The organism is Streptomyces sp. Ag109_O5-1 (genome assembly GCF_003814875.1).
GTDB classification, from domain to species: domain Bacteria; phylum Actinomycetota; class Actinomycetes; order Streptomycetales; family Streptomycetaceae; genus Streptomyces; species Streptomyces sasae.
In genome coordinates this window covers 5,876,588-5,899,495 of the sequence record NZ_RKQF01000001.1, presented here as the reverse complement: position 1 = coordinate 5,899,495, position 22,908 = coordinate 5,876,588, and the positions used below count along the sequence as shown (strand labels likewise).

The window sequence follows — 22,908 nt, the reverse complement described above, 5'->3', positions numbered from 1 at the left end:
CTCGTCCCCTTGCCGCACAGCGGCGTTCACCGGGTCGGGACGAACCCTCCCCGGACCGACGCGGAGCCGCCCGAACCCTGCCCGTCGACGCGGTAGCCGTCGCCCGCGGCACTGCGGACACTGGTGCCGTTGTTGAACTGCGCGGCGAACTCATGGCTCCCGGCCGGCACGGTCAGGCCAGGCTTGAGGACCCAGCGGTAGACCAGCGTGCCGCCGGCCTCCTGGACGGTGACGGTGAAGTCACCACTCGGCAGGGTCTGCCAGGTGCCGGTGTTCTTCACCCCGCCGGTCTGCACGATCCGCATCTCGACCGTGAGCGAGGTGAGCGGCTGGGTCGTCTTGAGGACGAGGTTGCTACCCGTCCAGTAGACGGTGCTCTTCGGATCCAGCGAGCCGGCCGACCACAGCGGCCCGTTCTGGCTCTCGCCGGCGGCCGGCGATGGACTGGTGGCCGGCGGAGTCGGGCGCGCGCTGCCCGGGGTGGTGGCCGGGGCCGGCGCGACAGGGGTGGGGCGGGCCGGTGTCGGGTGCGGGGAGCTGACGGTCGGGGACGGGGTGGCAGGCGTGGTCACGGTGGGCGACGGCGACGGGGTGGCGACGATGGCGGCGACGGCCAGGCCGCCGGTCGCCAGGATGCCGGCGGCTGCGAGCCCGGCCAGCGCGACCCTGGTCCCAGACCTCGCGAACGGCCGCGCGCGGTGACGGACGGCGGGGCCGGCCATGCCGCGTTGCACCCGGGCCAGCATCCTCGCACGGTCGGGCCGGTGGGCCTCGGCGGCCTCGCGCAGCCGACGGTCGATCTCCTCGTTCACCGGTTCCTCCTCCCTGGCACCAGGTCCGCGGCCGCTCGTGCGCCCAGTATCCTTTCCAGCTCGGCCATTCCCTTCGAGGTCTGGCTCTTCACCGTGCCGACCGAGATGCCCAGCGCCACCGCCGTGTCCTTCTCCGACAGGTCGAAGGCGTGCCGCAGCACCACGCAGGCGCGCTTGCGGAACGGCAGCCGGGCGAGCGCCGCGCGGACGTCCAGCACGGCCGCCATGTCCGGCCCCTCCACTTTCTCGGGGCTGCGGGACCAGAACAGCGTGATCCGGCGTCGCTCGCGCACCGCGCTGCGGATCCGTCCCCGCGCCAGGTTGGCCACCACACCGCGGGCGTAGGCGAGCGGGTGGTCGGCCTGCCGCAACCGGTCCCAGCGCTGCCACAGGGCGACCAGGGCATCCGCCGCGAGGTCGTCCGCCGCGTCGGTCTCCCCGGTCAGGAGGTATGCCAGACGGGCGAGTTCGGCATAGTGGCGTTCGAAGAATTCGTGGAACTCCGCGGACGCGTTATCGAGGACCATCCCCCGGTCGCCCTCTCCTGGCAATGATGTGTGCGTTGGTTGCGCGTTTAACAACGGGGAGCGCAGCCTAACAGTGCCCAGCCCGGGATTCGAACAGCGGTCGTGCTCGGTTGCGGGGTGGTGAAGGCTGACCGGCGGGCTGGTCACTGCCGGGCGAACCGGACGCCGGTCGGCTGCGCGACGTCCGGCTGCACGGCGGTGCCGTCGGCGGTCAGCCGCTCCCCGTAGATGTCGGTGACCTTGACACCGGTTCCGCTCCCCGGGGGACGGGACGCCGGCACACCGACGTCCAGCAGCGCCAAGGGAATGCCCATGACCAGTCCGCGCCCGCGCCACGGTTGCGGCGCGGCGTGCTTCGTTGCCCTCATGCCCGTCCATCCGGTAGTTCGACTCGGCCTTCCGGCTCCCAGTTGCCGCAGAGGACGAGAAGGTTGCCGCCCCGACGCTGTTTTCCCGGCGACCGGTGCACGGCACGAAAGGGAACCGTTCCCCAGGACCCGATGCCTTCCGTGTGCCAGGTGGGCAAGGCCTCAATGCCCCTGGCGCCTCGTCCTGCCCGACGGGCGGCGTAGGTGGAATGGAGAACTTCTCCGGGTTTTTGAGATCCCGGTGGCCGGCCACCGGTCTTCACGTCCGTAAGGATCACCAGCACTTCAGGAAGCACCCTGACTCGATGAATCGATCTTGGCACCTTGTCCTGGCGTCGGCTCTCGTCGCGGGAGCCGTCACACCGGTGGTCGCGGTGGGCAGCGCGGTCGCCGCAGACGGCGACATCACCTCGGCCGTCCTGGCGAACCGTGATGTCGTCCTGACCGGTGACGCGGTCGTGCGCGTCCCGCAGGGAACCCACACGTACACCGGTGTGATCAGCGGTGAAGGAGCCCTTCGCGTGTCCGGCAGCGGCACGCTGGTCCTCGCCAAGGACAGCACCTTCACCCTGCCGCACTCCCGGCAGCACCAGAGGGTCCGGATACCGGGCGGTAACCATCCGTACGTCGTGGTCGCCAGTGCTGACGAGCCCGCGGTCACCGTGGACGCGGGGGCGACCCTCCAGTACGGCACCGGCGGTACGACCGGCCTGATCGGGTCCTTCCCGTACAACACGCCCGGTTACCAGCAGAACCAGGACAACATCCGGGTGGACGGCACCCTGCGTCTGTCGCTGACCCGGCTGTTCAACCTGGGCATCATCAGCGGCTCCGGCCTGGTCACCCAGCCCCGGAACATGTGGGGAACGCTCCAGATCTGTGGCACCAACCCGTTCTCCGGCATCTTCGACAACGGCACGGGCGTCAACTTCGCGAGCACCACCTGTGCCGCCGAACTGCCCAACGCCCGCTCCGTCGTCAACCGCGGTTCATGGATCATCGACACCCCGCTCAACCACACTGTCGTACAGCGGCAGAACTTCTACAGCCACGAGTACGGCAACGACGTCAATGTGCACTCCCGCCCGGGCAGCAAGGTGATCCTCACCGGCGTCTACAGCTGGAGCGACAGCGGCGACGGGGCGGCGCCGTCGCTGAGCGACCCCGGACTGAACTGGCGGCCCGTGGCCCACAAACTGAACAAGCGCGGCACCAACATCGAGGGCGCCGACGTCCAGTGGGGCGACGGGACCACGCACCAGATCTTCATGCCCGGCACGGCGCAGACGGTCTACATCAACCTGCACGCCAGACGGCAGCGCTCCCGGCTCACCTTCGACTACAACGGACCGGTGACCCTGGGCGCGCCCATCGGCGGCGGCATGTATCACGACACCCTCAGCGCTCCCGGCGCCGGGGACGTCGTCATCGCCGGCACCAGCGGCAACGACGTGACCTTCGCAGCAGCGCAGTACTACGACGGATCCACCACCATCGACAGGAATGCGACCCTCCGTCTCGGCTCCGGGACCGCGGGCGGCGACGGGCGCCTCCACACCGGCGGAGCCCTCGACAAAGTGATCGACAACGGTTCACTCGTGCTCCGCAACACCGGGACACCCACCTCCCTCCCGGCGGTGACCGGTGCCGGATCGGTGACGCAGAGCGGAGCCGCGGCCACCACCGTCACCAGCGCCGCCTACACCGGACCCACCACCGTGGCCAAAGGCAGCCTGATCGTCTCCGGGACCTCTCTGCGGACATCCAGCGCGGTCGCTCTGACCGGTTCCTCGGCCGTCCTGGATCTCAGCAAGGCACGCGACACGACCCTGCGCAGGCTGAAGGTCGTCACAGGCGCGAAGATCCTTCTTTCCCGGAACTCCCGTGAGCTGACCGTCGGTTCGACGACCGCAAAAGTCTCCGGTACCGGTCTCGCCATCGGCGGGGCGCGCTTCTCCGCCAGCCGGGCCGGCGCCCACACCGTGCTCACCGCTCTCCCCTCCTCCGCCGCGACGACACCGGCGCCCTCCCCGGCCCGGACCGGCCGAGCGGCCACCCCCCTGGGCGCCTCCACCGGCACCATGGCGGACACCGGCACCATGGCGGACACCGGCAGCAACTTCGGTGCTCTGTGGGCCCTCACAGGACTGGCGGGCGTCGTTCTCGCCGGCGTCGCCGCGGTCTTCGTCTTCGTGCGCGTCCGCTCGCGTCCGCGTACGTCCCCGCGTCACTCCCGCTGATCCCCGGCCGCCACGGATTCCACCGGCCCGCCCATGGCTGTCAGCGCTCACCCCTTACGATGACTCCGCTGCCACGTGTGTGTGATACCGACGGCGATGGCCCGCGGGCCCTGCAACCCGGCTCGGTCGGCGCGAGCGGGGCTTCGTACCCGCGTCAGGTCGAAGGGAGACCCGATGCCCAGGCATGCCGCGCCCGCGGCCGACGTGATTGCCGCGGCTCGGGCCGGCGATCGCGGCGCCCTGGAAGAGCTCAGCTCCCGGACGCTTCCGCTGGTCTACAGCGTCGCGGCGCGTGCGCACCCGTACCGCGACGACGTCGACGACGTCGTCCAGGAGACGATGATGCGCATCCTGCGCGGCATCGGGGGACTGGAGCGCCCGGAGGCGTTCCGGTCCTGGGTGATCACCATCACCGTGAACGAGGTCCGCGACCACATCCGCAGGCGCGGCAGGAGGGAGACGACGGGAGCGGCGTTCGACGCGGCTGAGCACCGGCCCGACCCGGCCGCCGACTTCGCCGAGGGGGTCATCCTCGACCTGCGGCTGTCCGGGCAGCGCGAGGAGTCCGTGCGCGCGACCCGTTGGCTCGACGAGGACGACCGGGAGCTGCTGTCACTGTGGTGGCTGGAGACGGCCGGCCGGCTCGCTCGGCCCGAGCTCGCCTCCGCTCTGGACATGACCGGCCATCAAGCGGCTGTACGGGTGCAACGCATGAAGGAGCGCCTGCACACCTCCCGCGTCATCGTCCGAGCCCTCGCGGCCAGGCCCGCATGCGGGGAACTGACCCGGCTGACCCTGGACTGGAACGGGGCCCCCAGCGGCCTGTGGCGCAAACGCCTCAGCCGCCATGTGCGGCAGTGCCCGCGGTGCGTGCGCCACGAGGAAGGCATGCTGGCCCCGGAAGGACTGCTGGCGTCCCTGGCCCTCCTGCCCGTGCCGGTGGCACTGCTGGCCTGGCGACCGTGGCTGTCCGCGGGAACGCACGCCGCGGCGGCCGGCCAGGCCGGCACCACGGTCACTTCAGGCAGCGGGGGTTCCGCGACGGCGGGGACGGCAGGGACCGCAGGAACGAGCCTCACCGCGAAGGCCGTGGTGGCGGCGAGTGCGCTGCTCGCCGTGGGCGGTGGCGTGCTCGTGTACGCGGCCCCATGGTCCAGCCCGTCGGCGCGTCCGGCCACCGCCGCCCCGACGGCTTCCGGCCCGGCACCCGCGCCCTCGCTCACCGCATCCGCATCCGCATCACCGTCACGGCCGGCACCGGTACTGGGCTCGGCCGTCTCGCGTCCCTCGCCCCGGCCGCGGTACGGGTCCGTGGTCGACATCGTGGACAGCGCGCCACCGGCGGACCGGCCGCCCGCCGCATTGCCCCACCGCCCGCAGACCACGGTGACGATGACGGGGCTGAAGAGTCACCTGGACGGCTACCAGCTCGTCCACCGCGGGGACACGGTGGTACTGCGCGGGAAGGGCTACTTCACCGTCCACTGGGACGTGATGTACGGGCTGCGCCCCGGGCTGCTGACCATGCCCTCGTGGACCGGACTGCGAGGAAGGCTGTTCCACGTGGCCTCGGGCGGCGGCCACCGCATGGACGACCGTCAGCCGGGCGCGACCGCCGGCGGCACCTGGATGGGCAACCGGCAGCAAGGACTGATCATCCTGCCGCCGGGAGCCCAGCAGATGTGGCAGAACGAGTACTACTACCTCGACGGCAGCGTCACACTCCACCTCAACGAAACCCAGGCCGACTACAACCTCGACGTCCTGCCCTCCTCCTGGCAGGAGACAGCCGACGACATCGCCAGTCCCCCGGCCCCGCACTCCGCCGACCGCGAACGGTACGGACTCGTGCGCGACACCGGCCGCGACGACGCCCCCGTACCGCAGTACACCACCCGCTCCACGCCGACCGAGGCGGGCACCGTGCCCCAGCGCTCCGTCGTGTCCTGACCATGGACGGTTGCCCAGGCGGGGCGGTGCCCTTGCCGAAACCTTAATCCGCCCTGGTGGGAGCCGGTGTGCAGTTCGGCGACCGCGGCCGCTTGCACCCATCGCCGACGGTGAGACGGCTCGTCAGTCCAGGCCGTGACTGAGACGCCAGCGGGTCGCCTCGATGTCCGGCAGTGGCGCCTTCTCGTCGGCCGCCTTCTCCAGTCGGCGATCTGGGCCGACCCCTCCGTGTCGTCGTCGCGCGCCGCGTACAGCGCGGTCATATGGCGGCAGTTCCCTCCAGGGAGAGGAGCGGGCCGCCGGCCGCGGCCAGGGATTGCTCACACCAGATCGTCTTGCCGGCCGCCGTCTGCCGGGCGCCCCAGCGCTCCGTGAGCTGCGCGACCAGCAACAGCCCCCGACCGCCCTCGTCGAACACCCGAGCCCGGCGCAGATGCGGGGCGGTGCTGCTGGAGTCGGAGACCTCGCAGATCAGCCCGCGGTCATGGATGAGCCGCAACTGGATCGGCGTGTCGCCATACCTGATGGCGTTGGTGACCAGTTCACTGACCACCAGTTCGGTGACGAACGCGGCTTCTTCCAGCCCCCACTCGGCCAGGGCACGGACGGCGTTCGACCGTATCCGCGCCACCTCGGCGGGGTCGGCCTCCACGTCCCACACGGCGACCCTGCGCGCGTCCAGGGCCCGGGGCCGCACCAGGAGCAGGGCCGCATCGTCGGCGGGGCCCTCGGGCAGCAGCTTGTGTACGACGTGGTCGCACAGGGAGTCCAGCGTGCCCGTCGGAACGGCCAGCGCCTCCCGCAGGGCCTCAAGCCCCTCCTCGAGGTCGCGGTGGCCGGAATGGATCAAGCCGTCGGTGTAAAGGGCGAGCAGGCTGCCTTCCTGGAGGGTGACGTCCATCGATTCGAACGGCAGCCCGCCCAGTCCGAGTGGCGGTCCCACGGGGACGTCCAGGAACTCAGCGGTGCCGTCCGGACCGACGACGGCGGGCGGCGGGTGGCCGGCAAGCGCCATGGAGCAGCGCCTGGAGACCGGGTCGTACACCGCGTACAGGCAGGTGGCCCCGATGTCCCCGGCGGCCTCCGCCTCCGGCGGCTCCGTGTCGGCCCCGGACTCCGCCGACAGCCGGAGGACCAGGTCGTCGAGGCGGGTGAGCAGTTCGTCGGGAGCGAGGTCGACATCGGCGAGGGTTTGTACGGCGGCGCGCAGCCGGCCCATCGTGGCGGCCGCGTGGATGCCGTGCCCGACCACGTCGCCGACCACCAGCGCGACCCTGGCTCCGGAGAGCGGGATCACGTCGAACCAGTCGCCGCCCACCCCGGAACGCTGTTCGGCGGGGAGGTAGCGGAAGGCGGCTTCCACCGCCGACTGCTCCGGCATCCGCTGCGGCAGCAGGCTGCGCTGCAGAGTGAGAGCCGCGGCGCGTTCGCGGGTGAAGCGCCGGGCGTTGTCCAGGCAGACCGCCGCCCTTGCCACCAGGTCCTCGGCGAGGGGAAGGTCATCCTCGTCGAAGCTCTCCGGAGTCTCCCGCATGCGGGTGAACCACACCACGCCGAGGGTCGTGCCCCTGGCTATCACCGGCACGATGATCCATGAGTGCGGGCCCATCCGCCGGACCCTAGCCCGCCGCTCGGGGGTCGCGTCGATCTCGTAGTAGGTGCGGATCGGCGGGGCGGTGTTGTCCCGGTACAGCGTCGGCCGGCCGGTGGCCAGGCACAGGGCGGCCGGCGAGTTCGCGAGGTAGACGTCCGCCTCGCCGACGGTGTGCTGTGCCGTGGTGACCCCCTCGCACAGGAACAGTTCCGCGATGCGCCGCAGCCGCACGGGGCCGACCAGCGGCCCAGGAGGGGGTTCGTCGCCCTGGAGGATGACGTCCAGCAGGTCCACGCGGGCGAAGTCGGTGAACCTGGGTACGGCCACCTCGGTGAGCTCCCGTGCGGTCTGCACCATGTCGAGGGTGCTGCCGATGTGCAGGCTCGCGTCGTTCAGCAGAGAGAGCCGCTCGCGGGCACGGCGCCTCTCGGTCACATCACCCACGAGAGCACAGACTCCGAGCGTACCGCCCTCCGCGTCCCGCAGCGGCGTCGCCGAGAGACTGAAGACACGGGATCCGAGGCCGGCCAGGCCGGTGCCCTTGAGCTCGCTGACCTGCTCTTCGCCCGTGGCCATGGCCAGCCGCATCGCCTCCTCCCACTCCACCGCGTCGGGGCCGGCGAAGATCTCCGGCAGCCGGCGTCCGCATCGCTCCTCGTCCGGCAGGCCGCTGAGGCGGTGCATCGCGGCGCTCTGCCACACGCTGCGCAGCTCGGTGTCGTGCACCGTCAGGGCCAGGGGCGAGTCCTGCAGAACCCAGCCGGACAGCGACTGCCGAAGTCGTTCCGCCGCCGGCCCGGACGGCGGGGCGATGAGCAGGACGGTGCCGGGTCCTCCTCCGGTGCTGTCCGCCCCCGGGGCGAGCCGGTAGCGGGAGACGGCCACGGCCAGCCGGTGCCCGTCCTTGTGGCGTACGCTCAGGTCCGGCTGCCACTCACCGTGCTCGGCAGCCCCTTCACCTCGAGCAGGCTCCCCGCCCGGGAGTACGGGGGCGTCCAGCAACTCCGCCACGGACCGGCCGCGGGCCTCGGCGCTGGTGTGACCGAGCAGGCGTTCCGCTCCGGGCGTCCACCCGATGACCAGACCCTGCCGGTCGGTCACGACCACTCCGAGTGGCGGATAGGCGTCCATGCAGTCAAGGCTTGCGCCGGAAATATCCATAATCAACCGGAATGAGTCATTCTCTAGGTGATGGTGCGTTCAGGCCGCTTCGCCGCACGCTGAGATCGGTGCGGGCCAGCACGGTGAGTGCGGCACCGACGGCACGGGCGGGTTCGGTGAGCAGCCGGTCGTAGGTACGTGCCGCCAGGAACCGCAGTGTCCGGTCCGGGTCCAGGGCGAACCACGCACCGACGGTCCGCAGGCCGTGCGGGGTCAGCCGCCACAGCTTGTCGGCGTCCTTCACCACGGCGTCGTCCAGGTCGAGGGCGTCCCTGCGGGTGTCGTGCCCGTCGATGATGGTGACGATCCGCTCGGTGTCCCGCGCGGGGTAGCCGACTTCGGCGAGGATGCGGGCGGCGATGGCGGCGCCCTCGGTCTCGTGCCTGCGTATCGTCTCCTGCCCGGCAGGTCCGGCCCGCCCCGCGATGGCGGGCAGGATGTCCGCAGGGTCGACCGTCTTCCAGCCGGTGTCGTGCAGGAGGACGGCGGGCAGCACGACGTCCTCCCGTGCTCCTGGCAGGGTGTGCAGCAGTGCGGTCGCCAGCGCGAAGGCATACAGCGAATGGGCGTCGTTGTCGCGCACGTCCAGGTAAGGGAGGGCGCGCTCCCAGATCTCCCGCCGGGCGCCGGTCAATGGCACGGGCGAAGGAAGGGGGTCGCTCAGGGGAATCTCCGAGGCTGCCAGGGGGAGGGCCGGCAGCGACTCGCGGGCCGCCCGGTCGAACGTCATGACGTCTCCTGTCGTACGGGGCCGGTCAGTCGAGAAGGGTGACCGTGCCGGCCGTGCCGTCCACACGGATCCGACGGCCGGACCTGATGCGGGTGGACGCCGAGCCCGTCCCGGTGACGGCGGGCAGGGAGTACTCACGGCAGACGATGGCGGCGTGGGACATGACTCCCCCGATGTCGGTGACGGTCGCGCGGACCTTCCCGAAGGCCGGCGTCCAGCTGGGCGCGGTGACCGGGGCGACCAGGATGTCGCCCTCCTGGAGGAGGTCCAGCTCGTCGGGGCTGCGGATCACCCGGGCCGTGCCTTCGGCGACGCCCGGCGAGGCGGCCATGCCGGTCAGGTCGCCCAGGTCGCCGGGGGCTGCCAGCCACGACCGGATCCGCTCGCCGGTGATGCCCCACAGCATGACGCTGAACGGCTCGGTGATGGCGCGCGGCGGCTCGTTCAGCGCCGGTTCCGGACGCTGCCGGGCGAGCGCGGCCACGATCCGGCGCCGCCGTTCCACCTCCGCCGGCCAGTGACCGGGGCCGGCCGGCTCGACGCCGATCGCCCAGCCGGACACCTGGTCGAACAGCGCGGCCCGGACTTCGTCCCGCGTGAGGTAGAACATGTCGTTCGCACCGGGCCAGAACCCCGCCCGGTGCAGCAGGGCGGACAGTTCCCTGGCCTTGCGCCAGAAGACACCCATCGTCCAGTGCTCGATGTAGAAGTTGTGGTTCTCCACATACGGGTAGACCTGGCGGGCGAGGCCCAGCTTCGCCTCGAAGTCGGCACGTGCCGGGGCGTCGAGCAGCGCGGCGTACTCGCAGGTGATCCGCTCGCGCTCGGCGGCGAGTTCGGCGAGGCGCCGGTCGATGGCCTCACCCCGCCGCAGGCGCAGGATGTAGTCGCGGACATACCCCAGGGGAAGCGAGGGAGTGTCCCTCCAGTACCGGTCGTCGCTGTAGAGGCCATTGCCCGAGGTGAAGTTGAACCAGGGATCGCGGGCGGCGTTCCAGGCGTCGAGCCAGTCGCGGCCCCATGGCTCGCGGCTGAGGGCGGTCAGGGTGTGCTCGCCTGGGTCGGGCACGGTCAGTGCCCTGTCGACGCCCAGTTCGACAGCGAGCCTTGCCAGTTTCCTGAGCTCCTCGTCCGGACGGAACAGCTCCATGTCCACGCCCGTGACCATCGCCGCGATGCCCTGGTCCGGGATGTCCGGGAACCATTGCTTGCAGAAGTCGAAGAAGTCCAGGTAGGCCGCGTAGCCGAGGTTCAGGAACTCGAAGTGGTACTGCCAGGCGCGATGGCACAGGGAGAGGAGCCGGTCGTACCCGCCGAGCAGGTCATCGGCGGCCCCCAGGCCGGTCCCCGCTTCGACGTCCTCGTACGGCTGGACCTCCGGCAGTTCGCTGAAGCTGATCGACTCCAGTTCACGGATGGTGCCGAGGACCTTGCCCTTCCAGTTCTCCAGCAGCCTGTCCCAGTTCGCGTAGTAGTACCCGGCGCGTTCCAGGAACTGCTGTGCTCGGGCAGGGATCCGGCTGTCCGGCGCGGCCACCGGGCTCAGGTAGACATGGCCCTGGTGGATGCGGAACATGACGCCGTACGCGGGCGGTACGACGAAGTACCGGGTGTTGAACTGACCCAGGCACTTGAACGCGAGCTCGGGGATGACCGTCTCGAACGGCTTGACCACGGTGGGCCAGTGCTGGCTGTCGCGGAACCAGAAGCGCTCCTCCTCGGCCGAGCGCCGCCAGGGCTGGAAGAGCATGTAGTACGGGTACAGCCGTTCCCACCCCTCCGCGGCCGCGGGGGAGGTCATCTCGTAGGGGCTCGGGAAGGCTGTGCGCGAGACCGTCATCTTGACGTGCTCCTTACAGGGGCAGGCGGGCGACGCCGACTCGGCGTGGGCGAGTCCTTCGACGGCGACCGAGCCGAGGGGGCATATCGGCTACCTCCCAGGGCGAAGGAGGGTGTCGAGGATGCTGGAGACGCCCGCGCCGTGGCTGGCCCGGGCAGGTGTCCTCGGCCGACTGCTCCAGACCGTCTCGGGCCGCGTCTGGAGCAGTCTCACGGAGGCCCCCGTACCCGTGGAGCCGTCCGGGTGCTTGTCGACGGCCCACTCGATGTCCTGCGGGCAGCCGTATTGCCGCTCGGCGGTCTTGGCCAGGCGGGCGATCTCCACGACCTCCCCCTGGTCCAGGCAGGGGACCTGCTGACGGCCCTCCTCGACTGCCCGCCGTGCGAGCCCGTGCCCGCCGGGGGCGGGAACCAGTTCCTGGTGCTTCGGCGACACCGTCGTCCGCACCGTGCTGAGCAGTACCTTGTCCACCAGGTAGGCGTCCGGGGTCACCTCGCCGGACACCATGAGCTGCCCCAGTCCCCAGATCGCCTCCACCCGTATCTTGGAAGGGTCGCCGTCAGCCGGGTTGACGGTCACGGCGGCGCCGGAGGTACGGGCATCGACCATCTGCTGCACTGCGACCGCCATGCGCAGCCCCCGCTGCGGCAGCCCCCGGGCCACGCGGTAGATGATTGCGCGGTCGGTCCACAGGCTCGCCCAGCAACGCCGGACGGCCCCGAGCACGGCATCGGCACCCCGGATCCACAAAAACGTGTCGTACTGCCCGGCGCAACTCGCCTCGGTCAGGTCCTCCACTTCGGCGCTCGACCGGACGGCCACCGCGACATCAGGGCAGTCGACGGCCCGGCAGAGCTCCTCGTACGCCGCCGTCACCGCCGACGCGACCGGTGAGGGCACGGGCTGGTCAATCACCATGCAGCGGATCTCGGCGCCGCGCGCCGCCACAGCACCCGGATCGGCGACGAGCCCGGCAAGGGCGGCGTCGACGGCCCGGCGCAACCCGCCGCGGTCGAGCAGCGCCTCGAAGGCATCCATGGTCACCACGAACCCGGGCGGCACCGGAGCACCGGCCCGGGTCATCACGATGAGGGCGGCGCACTTGCCGCCGAGCCTGCTCGTCCCGGCCTCGGCAGAGTTGTCGAACGCGAGGGTGTACGGAGAGTTCACGGGCCTCTCACTCCCTGCCACGGACTTCACCGCATGGCCGCCAGGCCATTCCGGCCGTGCCCCGTTCCGCGAAGGCACAGCGCCCTGAAGGTCAGCCTATGACGCCCAGTGCCCTCCCGCAGCAGGTCATGGCGCCCGGCGGGTGCCGCGGTGCGGCCGGCGTCGTAACTGCGGGCGGCGCTGCGACGTAAGGTCGCGGAGGGCGCCCACACCCTGTTCTCTCCACTGAGGGACCTGTTCGCCGCGATCTTCTTCGTCTTCTTCGGCTTGAACACCGACCCCGCCGGCATCCCCCGGTCCTGCTCCCGGCGCTCGCCCTCGCCGCCGTCACCACCACGAAGATTGCCACCGGCTACTGGGCCGCCCGGCGCGCCAGGATCTCCAGCAAAGGCCGCCGGCGGGTCGGCGGCACGCCGGTCGCACGCGGGGAGTTCTCCATCGTGATCGCCGGTCTGGCCGTCTCTGTCGGCATCGAGTACTCCCTCGGTCCCCTGGCCACCGCTTACGTCCTGATCCTGGTTGTGCTGGGTCCGCTCACCGCCCGGTACACCGAGCCGGTCGCCACCTGGTTGACCGGCCGGCGTCACAACTCCACCGCCGTGTCTTCGGCCGTGGCACAGCGGTGGTGCGGAGAAGGCGCCCTCCCAGACCGCGTCGTAGGAGCCCGGACGGCGCACCGCCCAATGGTCGCGGACCAGGATGGCCGGACCGCCGCGTATGCGGCCCATGAGATGGGCGAACTTGCGTGCCGGCGAGGGGTGTTGCGCATGGCCCCTCACCAGGTCCGCAACGCCACCGTGCGCACGAACTCCACGCAGTACGCCGGTGGATGTGTCGGATGCGTCAGGCCCAGCAGCCGTTGACCGTGGCCGCGAGGCCGTCGAGGGCGTCCTTGATGTCCGCCGGGGCGGCGGTGGAGTTGTTCTCGATGAAGGAGAAGATCTTCCACTGTCCGTCCTGGGCCTTCGTCAGTCCACTCAGGGCGATCGCGCCGGTGAGGGTGCCGGTCTTGGCCTTGACCTTGCCGACGGCGCACTGTGAGTCCGCGGTGTCGAACCGGCCCCACTCGGGGCCCAGCGTGGAGCCCGCCTCGCCCGCGACGGGCAGGCCGTCGATGATGTACTTCAGGGTCTGGGCGTGGCGTGGGTCGGCGGCCAGGTCAAGGATGTCGGCGATGGTCTGCGCCGGGATGCGGTTGGCGCGGGACAGCCCGCTGCCGTCGTGGATCTCGTAGTTGTCGAGCGAGATGCCGTATCGGCCGAGCACCTCGCGCACGACCGCTGTGCCGTCCTCGAAGGTGGCCGAGCGGCCGGCCCCGAGCGCGGTCATCCGCAGGAGTGTCTCGGCGATGTCGTTGTCGCTCACCTTGAGCATCTGCTTCACGATGGTGGAGAGCGGGTCGGACTGGTGCACGGCAACGGGGACGTCGCCCGTGCCGACCACTCCGTGGGTGACATCCCCGGTGACGGTGACGCCCTGGTCGGTGAGGGCCTTGGCGAAGACCTGTCCCGCGTCCAGGGCGGTGTCGGTCACGTGGTCGCCGTCGACCACAAGAGCCCGTACCGGCGCGATGGAGTCGGGGTAGTAGCCGTCGTTCCAGCCGGTCGCGAGGGTGGGCTCGGGGAAGAGGCTGTCGTCGACATGGACCTGCACCGAGGTGAGACCCGCGTTCTTCAGCCCGGCGACGGCGGTTTTGGCCATCTCGGTGAGGTCTTCGGTGGTCAGGGTGCGGTCGCCGCCGCCGACGAGGGTGAGTGTGCCGTCGCCGTAGACGGCCTTCGTGGTGAAGCGGTGGTCGGGGCCGAGGACGGTCAACGCGGCGGTCGCGGTGCCGAGTTTGGTGTTGGAGGCGGGCATCAGCGCGGTCGTCGCGTCATGGCCCCAGACTTGCTTGTCGGACGCTGCGTCGATGACGACACCGCTGAGCGTGCTGCCCAGGCGCGTGTCCTGGCTGCGCGTGTTCAGGTTGTCCGCGATCTGCTGCTCGGCCGGGTCGAGCACGGTGGCGGCGGTCTTGGAGACGACCTTGTCGGCGGCGAAGGCGGACGGAGCGGCCAGGATGGTTCCGGCGACGGGAACGGCGACCGCTAACACGGCTGCCCGGCGGAGGGGCGCGGGTACCGGCCTGGTCTTGCGGTGGCGGCCGCTCGGGCGGAGGGCCGAGGAAGAAATGAGCACGGGGGTCTCGTAACCAATGTTCGTGGGGGCGTGGGCCGGTGAGGACAAGTGAGGGCGGGCGAGGCCGCCGACGGGGTTTCGAAGGTGAAAGTTACAGCGCCAAGCCCCTTCACTGGTCAGCTTCTTGTGAAGAGGACATGCAACACTCCGGCCACAGGAACGGGTCCTCGTCGTTCACGAGAAACACACATGACATGCACATGCCCTACGCTGGGTCGGCCTTGCTCCTTCTCCCCCACGGAAGGTCTGGGAAACGCGGATGACCAGAGCGGACCGGATGAGAAAGCCCAGAGCGCGGTCGGCGGTACTGCCCGCCCTTCTGGCCAGCCTGCTGGCGTTGACCCTGGCGGCACCGTCCGCCGCGGCCGACACCGGCACCCCTCCGTCGCCGTCGCCGTCGCCATCGCCATCGGCAACGAACACGACCGCAGCGCCCGGCACCCGCGCCCTCTGCGCGCGCCCGAGTCGCCCCGGCGAGACGTCGTGCTTCGCGCTCGCCCGTGATGACATGGGGCGGCAGGCCAAGGGCCTGCAGCCCCTCGCGGCACCGGCGGGGCTGGGCCCCGCCGACCTCCAGAGCGCCTACGACCTGCCCTCCGGCACGGCCGGGGCCGGCGCCACGGTGGCGATCGTCGACGCCTACGACAACCCGAACGCCGAGGCCGATCTGGCCGTCTACCGCAGTCAGTTCGGCCTGTCGCCCTGCACCACTGCCAACGGCTGCTTCCGCAAGGCCGACCAGCGCGGTGGCACCGACTACCCGCAGCCCGACGGGGGCTGGGCCGGGGAGATCGCCCTCGACCTCGACATGGTCAGCGCCGCCTGCCCACAGTGCTCCATCCTGCTGGTCGAGGCCGACGACGCGAGCATCGACAGCCTCGGCGAGGCCGAGAACACGGCGGTCGCGCTCGGCGCCGCGTACGTCTCCAACAGCTGGGGCGCGAGCGAGAGCACGATCGGCGACCTGCCCGGCGACGCCTACTACAGGCACCCGGGTGTGGCCATCACGTTCAGCACCGGCGACAACGGCTACGGCACCAGCTACCCGGCCTCCCTCCCCTATGTCACCGCGGTCGGCGGCACCTCGCTCGCCCGGGACACCTCCACGACCCGCGGCTGGAGCGAGTCCGCCTGGACCGGCGCGGGAAGCGGCTGTTCGGCCTACCAGGCCAAGCCCTCCTTCCAGACCGACCGGGGCTGCGCGAACCGCGCCGTCGCCGACGTGTCGGCGGTGGCCGACCCGGCGACCGGCGTCAGCGTCTACAACACGTACGAGGACGGCGGCTGGGGCGTGTACGGCGGCACCAGCGCGTCCGCCCCGCTCATCGCCGCCACCTACGCCCTCGCCGGGAAGCCGGGTGCGAAGACGTACCCCAACGCCTACCCGTACGCCCACACCGGCGCCCTCCACGACGTGGCCACCGGCACCAACGGCACCTGCGACACCGCCTATCTGTGCACCTCCGGCACCGGCTGGGACGGCCCGACCGGCCTCGGCACCCCCGACGGCACCACCGCCTTCACCACCGGCCCGTACGGCGAGCTGACCGGCAAGGTCACCGACCCGGACACCGGCACCGGGCTCGCCGGCGTCCGCGTCACGGCGGGCGCCAACGCCACGACGACCGCCGCCGACGGCACGTACGACATGACGCTGCCGGCGGGGACGTACGACGTGACGGCCGCGCGGTTCGGCTACGGCAGCGCCGTCTCGGCAGGCGTCGAGATCGGCGACGGCCGGACCGCGAGCCGCGACTTCACGCTCACCGAGCAGCCGCTGGTCACCTACACCGGGCGGATCCGGGACGGCTCCGGGCACGACTGGCCGCTCTCCGCGGGCGTCCAGGTCGCGGGCGAGCCGTCGACCCGGACATACACCGACCCGGCGACCGGCCGCTACACCCTGCGGCTGCCGGCCAACAGCGCCTTCACCCTCCAGGTCGACCCCGTCTACACCGGCTACCAGGTGACGACGGCCGACGTGACGACCGGGACCGGAGCAGGCCACCGGGACTTCGCCGTCCAGGTCGACGCCGCGTCCTGCGTGGCGCCCGGCTACCGGCAGACGTTCAGCGCCCCCGGCCAGACCTTCGACGGCGCGGCGGCGCCGGACGGCTGGACCGTCACCGGCGCCGGCGCCGGACACACCTGGGTCTTCGACGACCCGGGCGCACGTGACAACCTCACCGGGGGCTCGGGCGGCTTCGCCATCGCCGACAGCGACCACTACGGCGACGACGAGAACACCTCGCTTCTCTCACCCGTACTCGACCTGACCGGCTACGACACGGCCGCGGTCCGCTTCGCCACCTTCTACAAGAAGTTCGACGACGACTCCCGAGCGGACGTCGACCTCAGCACGGACGGCGGCCGGAGCTGGTCCACGGTCTGGCACCGGGACACGGTCGACGCCGGACCCGGCGTCCAGGCGCTGAGCCTGCCGGACGCGGCAGGGAAGTCCGCCGTACGGCTGCGGTTCCGCTACACCGCGCACAACGCCTACTACTGGCAGGTCGACGACGTCACCTTCGGCGGCGTGCGGTGCGCGCCGGTCCGGGGCGGGCTGCTGTACGGCACGGTGACGGACCGGAACACCGGCGCGGCGGTGCCCGGAGCCTCGGTCACCGCTCCCGGCGGCGCATCGGCGACGGCGGCCGGGGACGGCACGTACGCGCTCTTCGTCCCCGGGACCGGCCGGCAGCGGATCACCACGGCCGCCGGCCACTACACCACGACGACCAGGACGGTCCGGGTCCGGGCCGACCATGCGAGCCGCCTCCAACCGGTGCTGCGCGCCGGCCGGTTGGCGGTCGGCCCGGCGTCCGTCACCAGGACCGTGCACCGGGGACGGACGGCGACGGCACGGCTCACCCTGCGCAACACCGGCTCGGCACCGCTGACCGTGACGCTCACCGAGCGGTCCGGTGACATCCCGGCCGCGACGGTCGCCGACCCCGCCGCGCAGTACGTGCCCGGCGACTACAGCCCCCTGCCGCTGACCGCGGCCAAGTCCACCACCACCGCATCCGGCACCGAGGCGGTGGCTCCAGCGGCCTCCGCCTGGACCGAGGTCACCGACTACCCGACGGCCGTCATGGACAACGCGGTCGCGACCGGCCCGGACGGCCGGGTCTACTCGGTCGGCGGCATCGACGGCACCTCCCTGCTGGACGGCGGGAACGTCTACGACCCGGCCACCGCCGCCTGGACGGCGATCCCCGGCGGCCCGGCCACCCCGCGTGAGGCTCCCGAGGCCGCCTTCCTCGGCGGGCGGCTCTACGTCAGCGGCGGCTGGGACGCGACGGGCACCCCCGTCGCCGCCACCGAGGTCTACGACCCGCAACACCACACCTGGTCCAGCGTCGCCCAAGCGGCCACAGCGTACGCCGCCGCCGGCTCGGCGACGCTGGACGGCAAGTGGTACCTGGTCGGCGGCTGCGCCTCGTCCGGCTGCGGCACCACCACGGTCCAGGTCTACGACCCGGCCACCGACACGTGGGGCACCACGACGCCGTACCCGGAGCCCGTCTCCTGGCTCGGCTGCGGGGCCGTCGGCGGCCAGTTGTACTGCGCGGGCGGCTACACGGCGACCGGCGGCACCCGGCACGCCTACACCTACGACCCCGCCTCCGCAGCCTGGACCCGGATCCCGGACCTGCCGACCGACCTGTGGGGCTCCGCCTACACCGCCGTCGACGGCCGGTTCCTCGTCTCCGGCGGTACCAGCGACCTGATGGGCGGCCGTACCGACGGCGGCTTCGCCTACGACCCCGCCGCCCGCACCTGGACCGGCCTGCCGCCCTCCGCCAACGCCCTCTACCGGGGCGGCAGCGCGTGCGGCTTCTTCCACGTCGGCGGGGCCCGCAGCGTCTTCGACGCCACCCCGGCCGTCGAACGGCTGCCGGGCCTCGACGACTGCGTCCCGGCCGCCGACGTGTCCTGGCTCACCGCCGCCCCCGTCACCCTGCGGCTGCGCCCGGGCGCACACGTGACCGTGAGCGTCCGCCTCGACGCGTCCGTCACCGCGGTCGACCGGACCGGGACTTACACGGCCGCGCTGGCCGTCGGCACGGACACGCCGTACACCTACCCGGTGGTCCCGGTACGGATGACCGTGGGCTGACCGTGCCCCGACCCATGCGCTGACGTCGGTCCTGCACACGCCGTCCGGCCGCGCTCCGAACGAGCGTGTCCGGACGGCTCCTCCCGACGCTCCCGGCCGCCGCTCGCCGAGTTGTCCGCGAACTCCCCCGGGATTGTCCGTGATCGGTAACGGACGCATCGCCAGGCCGCCGCCCCTCGTCCTGTCATGTGGTCGCAAGATGACCAAGGACCGGTGAGGAACTGCGGAAGGGCGGGGCGGACATGGCACGGCACGGCGGCGGGCGGGGCTGGTACGGCAAGGTGCTCGGTGCGGCGCTCGGTGTGACGGTGTTGGCCGCCGGTGCCTCGATATGGACCGCGCAGGCCGGTGTCGTCGGCGTCGCGTCGCCGAAGGCGAGGACGACCGCGTCCGCCACGCTGCGCAGTGCCGTCAAGCCGGTCTCGGTGACCATCGCGCACGCCTCGGACCAGGGAGCGCGCGGTGTGAACATCACCATCGACGACGGCCCCGACCCCGTGTGGACCCCTCAAGTGCTCGACGTGCTGCGGGAGTACGGGGTGAAGGCCACGTTCTGCATGGTGGGGACGCAGGCGCAGGCCCACCCGGACCTCGTGAAGAAGGTGGTCGCGGCCGGGCACCGGCCGTGCGACCACTCGGTGTCGCACGACACCACCATGGACAAGAAGTCCGAGGCCTACCAGTCGCGGGAGATACTCGACGCCGAACGCATGATCACCGAAGCGTCCGGGGGAGTGGCGCCGATGTACTACCGGGCGCCCGGCGGTGCTTTCACTCCCTACAGCCGCAAGCTGGCCGCCTCCCGGGGCATGCGTCCGCTGGGCTGGAACGTGGACACCAAGGACTTCGAGCAGCCGGGCACGGACGCCATCGTCGCCACCGTGGAGCGGGAACTGCCCAACGGGCCGACCGTTCTCTTCCACGACGCGGGCGGCGACCGCTCCGAGACCGTGGCCGCCCTGCGCCGGATCCTCCCCCGCCTCAAGGAGCAGGGGTACTCTTTCGGCTTCCCGGTACGCTGAGCCCTTCGCGCACGTCACACCGCGTCAGATCTGGAGAGCCGCGACGCAGTCGGCCACCATCGCCCGGGCCGACTCGGAGGGGGAACTCGGCGTCGTCATCGGCCGTCCGATCCCTGACGTCACGACCGACGGAGCCCTGTGCCACGTCCAGGCGGCGGAGAAGAGTGGGCGCGCCGCAAGACCTGGTCTCAGCCCGCCGCGGGACCGGCCGACGGCGCGGTCGCCGGTTCGCCGGCCCGGCGCCCCCGTCTGCGGGCCCCGGCCACGTGCCGGTGAGCGCACACGATCATGGAGTCCACCCAGCCGGCCCGGGTCAGGCCCTCTTCGACATCGGCCTGGGCCATCGGCAGCCGCTTGCAGACGCCTCGCCAGTTGTCGTACCCCTCCGGCAGACGGACCCACTGCGAACCGGTCCGGAACCCCGAGGCGATCGCGTCGCTCACCACGAAACGCCCCGGGAACGGGTCAGGGGTTCCGGTAGACGCTGGTGAACGCGCGGTCGAAGCGCCGGGTGGCCAGGTCCTCGCGGCGGCGACCTCCCGTTGTCGCTCATGGTCCGGGTGTTGGCAGATCATCGCGGCTTTCTCCGAGGGCCGGCCCGTGCGGACCATCGTGTCCTTGAGAGTGGCGCCCGAACGGGTCGAGAGGTGCCTTCGGCGCGGTGAGCGGCGGCGGCACCCAGGGGGTCACCGGTGTGTCAGGGCGCTCCGAGGCCGTGCAGCAGGGTGTCGACGACGACGTCGGCGGCCTGTCCGGGGCTCAGCTCCGGCAGTTGCCGGGACACCAGGTGCATCAGCTGGGGCAGTAGTGCGCTCGCCCACCCTTTCGGCAGTCCGGGGCGTAGCAGGCCTTCGTCGGTGGCTCGTTCGAGGAAGGCGTCGACTTCGCGGACGGCTGCGTCGCGGCGGTCGTGGACGTTGTCGTCGGTGAGCATGCGGGTGAGGTCGACGGGCCAGGTGCGGTTGACGGTGATGATGTTCTCGACGTAGCGGTGCAGTGCGACGGTGACGGGGGCCTCGCGCAGCCGGGCGTCCTCGATGGCCTGCTCGATGGCCGTGAGGCGGGAGTCGTAGATGGCCGCGAGGAGTTCCTCGCGGGAGGCGAAGCGTCGGTAGACGGTGCGCCGGTCCACGCCGGCCTCGGCGGCGATGCCCGCGATGCTCGCGCCGGGATCGGCGGCGAGCATGCGGGCTCCGGTGGTCAGGACGGCTTCCAGGTTGCGCGCTGCGTCGGCTCTCACGGCGTCGATTCTAACCGCCGATTGTGAAACCTGAGACGTCTATCGCCTCGCATCCGTGTACCCATGGCCATTAAGTGCTACATTCAAGTGACAGATATGGCTGATATCGCCTATCTATTGAGACTCAACGCCGTATTGCGGCAGCTCACCGCGGTTGCCGCCCCTTGGAGAGAGGCCGAGTTCGATGCCGAAGACACAGCAGTCCCCATCACCCCGGTCGGGCGGGGTCGCCGCCGCGATGAGCGCCCTGGTCCTCGCCGTCCTGCTGGCGGCTCTGGACCAGACGATCGTCTCCACCGCCCTGCCCCGGATGGCGGAGGACCTGAACGGGTTCGACGACATCGCCTGGGTCAGCGCCGCGTATCTCCTGGCGTCCACGGCGGTCACCCCGCTGTGGGGCAAGCTCGGCGACATGTTCGGCCGCAAGCGGCTCTACCTGGCTTCGACCTCGATCTTCCTGAGCGCCTCGGTAGCCTGCGGCCTGGCCCGGAACCTGCCCGAGCTGATCGGCGCCCGGGTGCTCCAGGGCGTGGGCGGCGGCGGCATGATCGTGCTGACCTTCGCCCTGGTCGGCGACATCGTCGCACCGAGTGAGCGGGGCCGGTACCAGGGCATGTTCGGATCGGTCTACGGCGTCGCCAGCATCGTCGGCCCCTTGCTGGGGGGCGTCTTCACCGACCAGCTGTCCTGGCGGTGGGCCTTCCTGGTCAACCTGCCCTTCGGCATCGTCGCGCTGGCCATCGCCGCCCGCTCGCTGCCCGCGGCCGCCCGGGGTGCCAAGGCCCGTATCGACTACCTCGGCGCCACCGTCCTGGCCGCCATCGCCACCGGCCTGGTCCTGGTCACGTCCTTCGGCGGGCGCTGGGGCTGGGGATCTCCGGGCATCGTCGGACTGACCGTCGCCGTCGTCGTGTTCGCCGTACTGCTGGCGCCCGTCGAGCGCCGGGCCGCCGCCCCCGTCCTGCCGCCGGCCATGCTCGGCTCCCGGACCGTGGTCTTCTCCTCGCTGATCGGCTTCTTCGCCAACGCCGCGATGTTCGCCGTGCTGGTCTACCTGCCGACCTACCTCCAGATCGTCCGCGGCGTCTCGGCCACCCTGTCCGGCATCTCCATGCTGCCGCTGGTCGCGGGTCTGGTCGTCAGCCAGTCCCTGGCCGGACGCTGGGCCGCGCACGTCGAGCGGTTGCGGACGATCCTGCTGGCCGGTCTGGCCGTCAACCTCGCCGGACTGCTCCTGCTGGGCACCATCGGCGCCGCCACCGGCACCCTCGTGCTGAGCGTCTACTTCCTGATCACCGGTATCGGCATCGGCATGGTCCCCATGGTCGTGCTGACCACCGTCCAGAACAGCGTGCCCGCCGCCGACCTCGGCGCCGCCAGCGCCGTCGTGACCTTCGCCCGCTCCATCGGAGCGGCCTTCGGAGTCGCCGTCTTCGGCACCCTGCTCAACACCGGATTCGTCGGCCGCACCCACGCCCTGCCGACCGCCGGCGGATTCGACGCGGGCCGCCCGGACACCATCGGGCAACTGCCCGCTGCCCTGCGCGACACCGCACTGGACGCCTTCGCCCACGCCACGGCCATGGGTTACCTCTGGATGGCCCCGGCCCTCGCCGCCGGCATCGTCCTCGCCCTGTTCCTCCGGCCGGCCCGGAAGGCCGGGGGGACCGCGGGCGCCCCCACCACCGCGGCCGACGGTGTTCCCGCCACCGCCGAGGGCACCGTCACCGCGGCCTGACCCTTCCGGCGGCGCTCCCTCGAACGGCCGACGCTCTCGGCAGCCGCCGGCCGTCGGTGTGTTCCCGGACGCCGGGCTCTGTCCGGCCGCCCCTCTTCGAAGCGCCCTCTCGATGGCCGCGAGGAGTTCCTCGCGGGAGGCGAAGCGTCGGTAGACGGTGCGGCGGTCCACGCCGACCTCGGCGGCGAGCACCCTCAAACGCATCGAATCTGAGG

At 71.6% G+C, this 22,908-nt stretch carries 15 protein-coding genes and 3 pseudogenes; 6 read left to right on the top strand and 12 right to left on the bottom strand.

The features are described 5' to 3' along the window. Positions 1–26: 26 nt before the first annotated feature. The 3 genes from EDD90_RS26555 to EDD90_RS55630 form a co-directional block, all read right to left on the bottom strand. On the bottom strand, positions 27–812 hold the full coding sequence (locus EDD90_RS26555) for a hypothetical protein (protein WP_123975529.1): 786 nt from the start codon (positions 810–812) through the stop codon (positions 27–29). Further along, entirely contained in the window at positions 809–1,339 is a 531-nt protein-coding gene (locus EDD90_RS26550; protein WP_095855682.1) for a SigE family RNA polymerase sigma factor, read from the bottom strand. The genes EDD90_RS26555 and EDD90_RS26550 overlap by 4 nt, the downstream gene beginning before the upstream one ends. Before the next feature lie 143 nt (positions 1,340–1,482). After that, on the bottom strand, positions 1,483–1,653 hold the full coding sequence (locus EDD90_RS55630) for a hypothetical protein (protein ID WP_185149229.1): 171 nt from the start codon (positions 1,651–1,653) through the stop codon (positions 1,483–1,485). A 359-nt stretch (positions 1,654–2,012) separates the two neighbouring features. Here EDD90_RS55630 and EDD90_RS26545 point away from each other — a divergent pair, with 359 nt between their 5' ends. Further along, positions 2,013–3,947 (top strand): autotransporter, encoded by a 1,935-nt coding sequence (locus EDD90_RS26545; protein ID WP_123975528.1) that lies wholly within the window; start codon positions 2,013–2,015, stop codon positions 3,945–3,947. A gap of 174 nt (positions 3,948–4,121) precedes the next feature. After that, the gene (locus EDD90_RS26540) at positions 4,122–5,897 is read left to right on the top strand and encodes a sigma-70 family RNA polymerase sigma factor (protein ID WP_123975527.1); all 1,776 of its coding nucleotides are present in this window, start codon (positions 4,122–4,124) and stop codon (positions 5,895–5,897) included. Positions 5,898–6,156: 259 nt separating this feature from the next. On the opposite strand, the gene EDD90_RS26535 is transcribed toward EDD90_RS26540, so the two are convergent. The 4 genes from EDD90_RS26535 to EDD90_RS26520 all read right to left on the bottom strand — a co-directional run bounded on the left by EDD90_RS26535 (position 6,157) and on the right by EDD90_RS26520 (position 12,392). Continuing rightward, complete coding sequence (locus EDD90_RS26535; RefSeq protein WP_123975526.1) at positions 6,157–8,622, bottom strand: SpoIIE family protein phosphatase; 2,466 nt, start codon at positions 8,620–8,622, stop codon at positions 6,157–6,159. A gap of 46 nt (positions 8,623–8,668) precedes the next feature. Then, complete coding sequence (locus EDD90_RS26530; protein ID WP_123975525.1) at positions 8,669–9,382, bottom strand: HD domain-containing protein; 714 nt, start codon at positions 9,380–9,382, stop codon at positions 8,669–8,671. A 25-nt stretch (positions 9,383–9,407) separates the two neighbouring features. After that, positions 9,408–11,222, bottom strand: a complete 1,815-nt coding sequence (locus tag EDD90_RS26525; protein ID WP_095855686.1) for a PEP-utilizing enzyme — start codon at positions 11,220–11,222, stop codon at positions 9,408–9,410. 90 nt (positions 11,223–11,312) lie between these two features. Further along, on the bottom strand, positions 11,313–12,392 hold the full coding sequence (locus EDD90_RS26520) for a PEP/pyruvate-binding domain-containing protein (RefSeq protein WP_123975524.1): 1,080 nt from the start codon (positions 12,390–12,392) through the stop codon (positions 11,313–11,315). Between the two features lie 177 nt (positions 12,393–12,569). Between EDD90_RS26520 and EDD90_RS57575 the strand changes: the two are divergent. Next, a pseudogene (locus tag EDD90_RS57575) lies at positions 12,570–13,255 on the top strand (cation:proton antiporter); the annotation flags it as partial. Here EDD90_RS57575 and dacB read toward each other — a convergent pair. Next, positions 13,236–14,570 carry a D-alanyl-D-alanine carboxypeptidase/D-alanyl-D-alanine-endopeptidase gene (gene dacB / locus EDD90_RS26510; RefSeq protein ID WP_123975523.1) on the bottom strand — a complete coding sequence of 445 codons (1,335 nt, stop codon included), beginning with the start codon at positions 14,568–14,570 and terminating at the stop codon, positions 13,236–13,238. The pseudogene EDD90_RS57575 and the gene dacB overlap by 20 nt on opposite strands. 277 nt (positions 14,571–14,847) lie before the next feature. Between dacB and EDD90_RS26505 the strand changes: the two genes are divergently transcribed. Both EDD90_RS26505 and EDD90_RS26500 read left to right on the top strand, forming a co-directional pair. Next, on the top strand, positions 14,848–18,693 hold the full coding sequence (locus EDD90_RS26505; protein ID WP_123975522.1) for a carboxypeptidase regulatory-like domain-containing protein: 3,846 nt from the start codon (positions 14,848–14,850) through the stop codon (positions 18,691–18,693). Between the two features lie 242 nt (positions 18,694–18,935). Then, positions 18,936–19,715 (top strand): polysaccharide deacetylase family protein, encoded by a 780-nt coding sequence (locus tag EDD90_RS26500; protein ID WP_123975521.1) that lies wholly within the window; start codon positions 18,936–18,938, stop codon positions 19,713–19,715. Between the two features lie 188 nt (positions 19,716–19,903). Here EDD90_RS26500 and EDD90_RS26495 read toward each other — a convergent pair whose 3' ends face one another. From EDD90_RS26495 to EDD90_RS26485, 3 genes and pseudogenes are all read right to left on the bottom strand, one after another. Then, entirely contained in the window at positions 19,904–20,158 is a 255-nt protein-coding gene (locus tag EDD90_RS26495; RefSeq protein ID WP_123975520.1) for a hypothetical protein, read from the bottom strand. Between the two features lie 84 nt (positions 20,159–20,242). After that, positions 20,243–20,362 (bottom strand): annotated as a pseudogene (locus EDD90_RS57570) (site-specific integrase); the annotation flags it as partial. Positions 20,363–20,412: 50 nt separating this feature from the next. Further along, the gene (locus EDD90_RS26485; protein ID WP_123981668.1) at positions 20,413–20,901 is read right to left on the bottom strand and encodes a TetR/AcrR family transcriptional regulator; all 489 of its coding nucleotides are present in this window, start codon (positions 20,899–20,901) and stop codon (positions 20,413–20,415) included. 238 nt (positions 20,902–21,139) lie between these two features. Between EDD90_RS26485 and EDD90_RS26480 the strand changes: the two genes are divergently transcribed. Next, positions 21,140–22,693 carry an MDR family MFS transporter gene (locus EDD90_RS26480; RefSeq protein WP_123975519.1) on the top strand — a complete coding sequence of 518 codons (1,554 nt, stop codon included), beginning with the start codon at positions 21,140–21,142 and terminating at the stop codon, positions 22,691–22,693. Positions 22,694–22,816: 123 nt separating this feature from the next. Here EDD90_RS26480 and EDD90_RS59085 read toward each other — a convergent pair. Then, positions 22,817–22,897 (bottom strand): annotated as a pseudogene (locus EDD90_RS59085) (TetR family transcriptional regulator); the annotation flags it as partial. Positions 22,898–22,908 lie beyond the last annotated feature (11 nt).

Excerpts from the sequence above, each read along its gene's own strand:
- EDD90_RS26550 (WP_095855682.1), bottom strand. The coding sequence starts at position 1,339 with ATGGTCCTCGATAACGCGTCCGCGGAGTTCCACGAATTCTTCGAACGC.
- EDD90_RS55630 (WP_185149229.1), bottom strand. The coding sequence starts at position 1,653 with ATGGGCATTCCCTTGGCGCTGCTGGACGTCGGTGTGCCGGCGTCCCGT.
- EDD90_RS26545 (WP_123975528.1), top strand. The coding sequence starts at position 2,013 with ATGAATCGATCTTGGCACCTTGTCCTGGCGTCGGCTCTCGTCGCGGGA.
- EDD90_RS26540 (WP_123975527.1), top strand. The coding sequence starts at position 4,122 with ATGCCCAGGCATGCCGCGCCCGCGGCCGACGTGATTGCCGCGGCTCGG.
- EDD90_RS26535 (WP_123975526.1), bottom strand. The coding sequence starts at position 8,622 with ATGGACGCCTATCCGCCACTCGGAGTGGTCGTGACCGACCGGCAGGGT.
- EDD90_RS26530 (WP_123975525.1), bottom strand. The coding sequence starts at position 9,382 with ATGACGTTCGACCGGGCGGCCCGCGAGTCGCTGCCGGCCCTCCCCCTG.
- EDD90_RS26525 (WP_095855686.1), bottom strand. The coding sequence starts at position 11,222 with ATGACGGTCTCGCGCACAGCCTTCCCGAGCCCCTACGAGATGACCTCC.
- EDD90_RS26505 (WP_123975522.1), top strand. The coding sequence starts at position 14,848 with ATGAGAAAGCCCAGAGCGCGGTCGGCGGTACTGCCCGCCCTTCTGGCC.
- EDD90_RS26500 (WP_123975521.1), top strand. The coding sequence starts at position 18,936 with ATGGCACGGCACGGCGGCGGGCGGGGCTGGTACGGCAAGGTGCTCGGT.
- EDD90_RS26485 (WP_123981668.1), bottom strand. The coding sequence starts at position 20,901 with ATGCTCGCCGCCGATCCCGGCGCGAGCATCGCGGGCATCGCCGCCGAG.
- EDD90_RS26480 (WP_123975519.1), top strand. The coding sequence starts at position 21,140 with ATGCCGAAGACACAGCAGTCCCCATCACCCCGGTCGGGCGGGGTCGCC.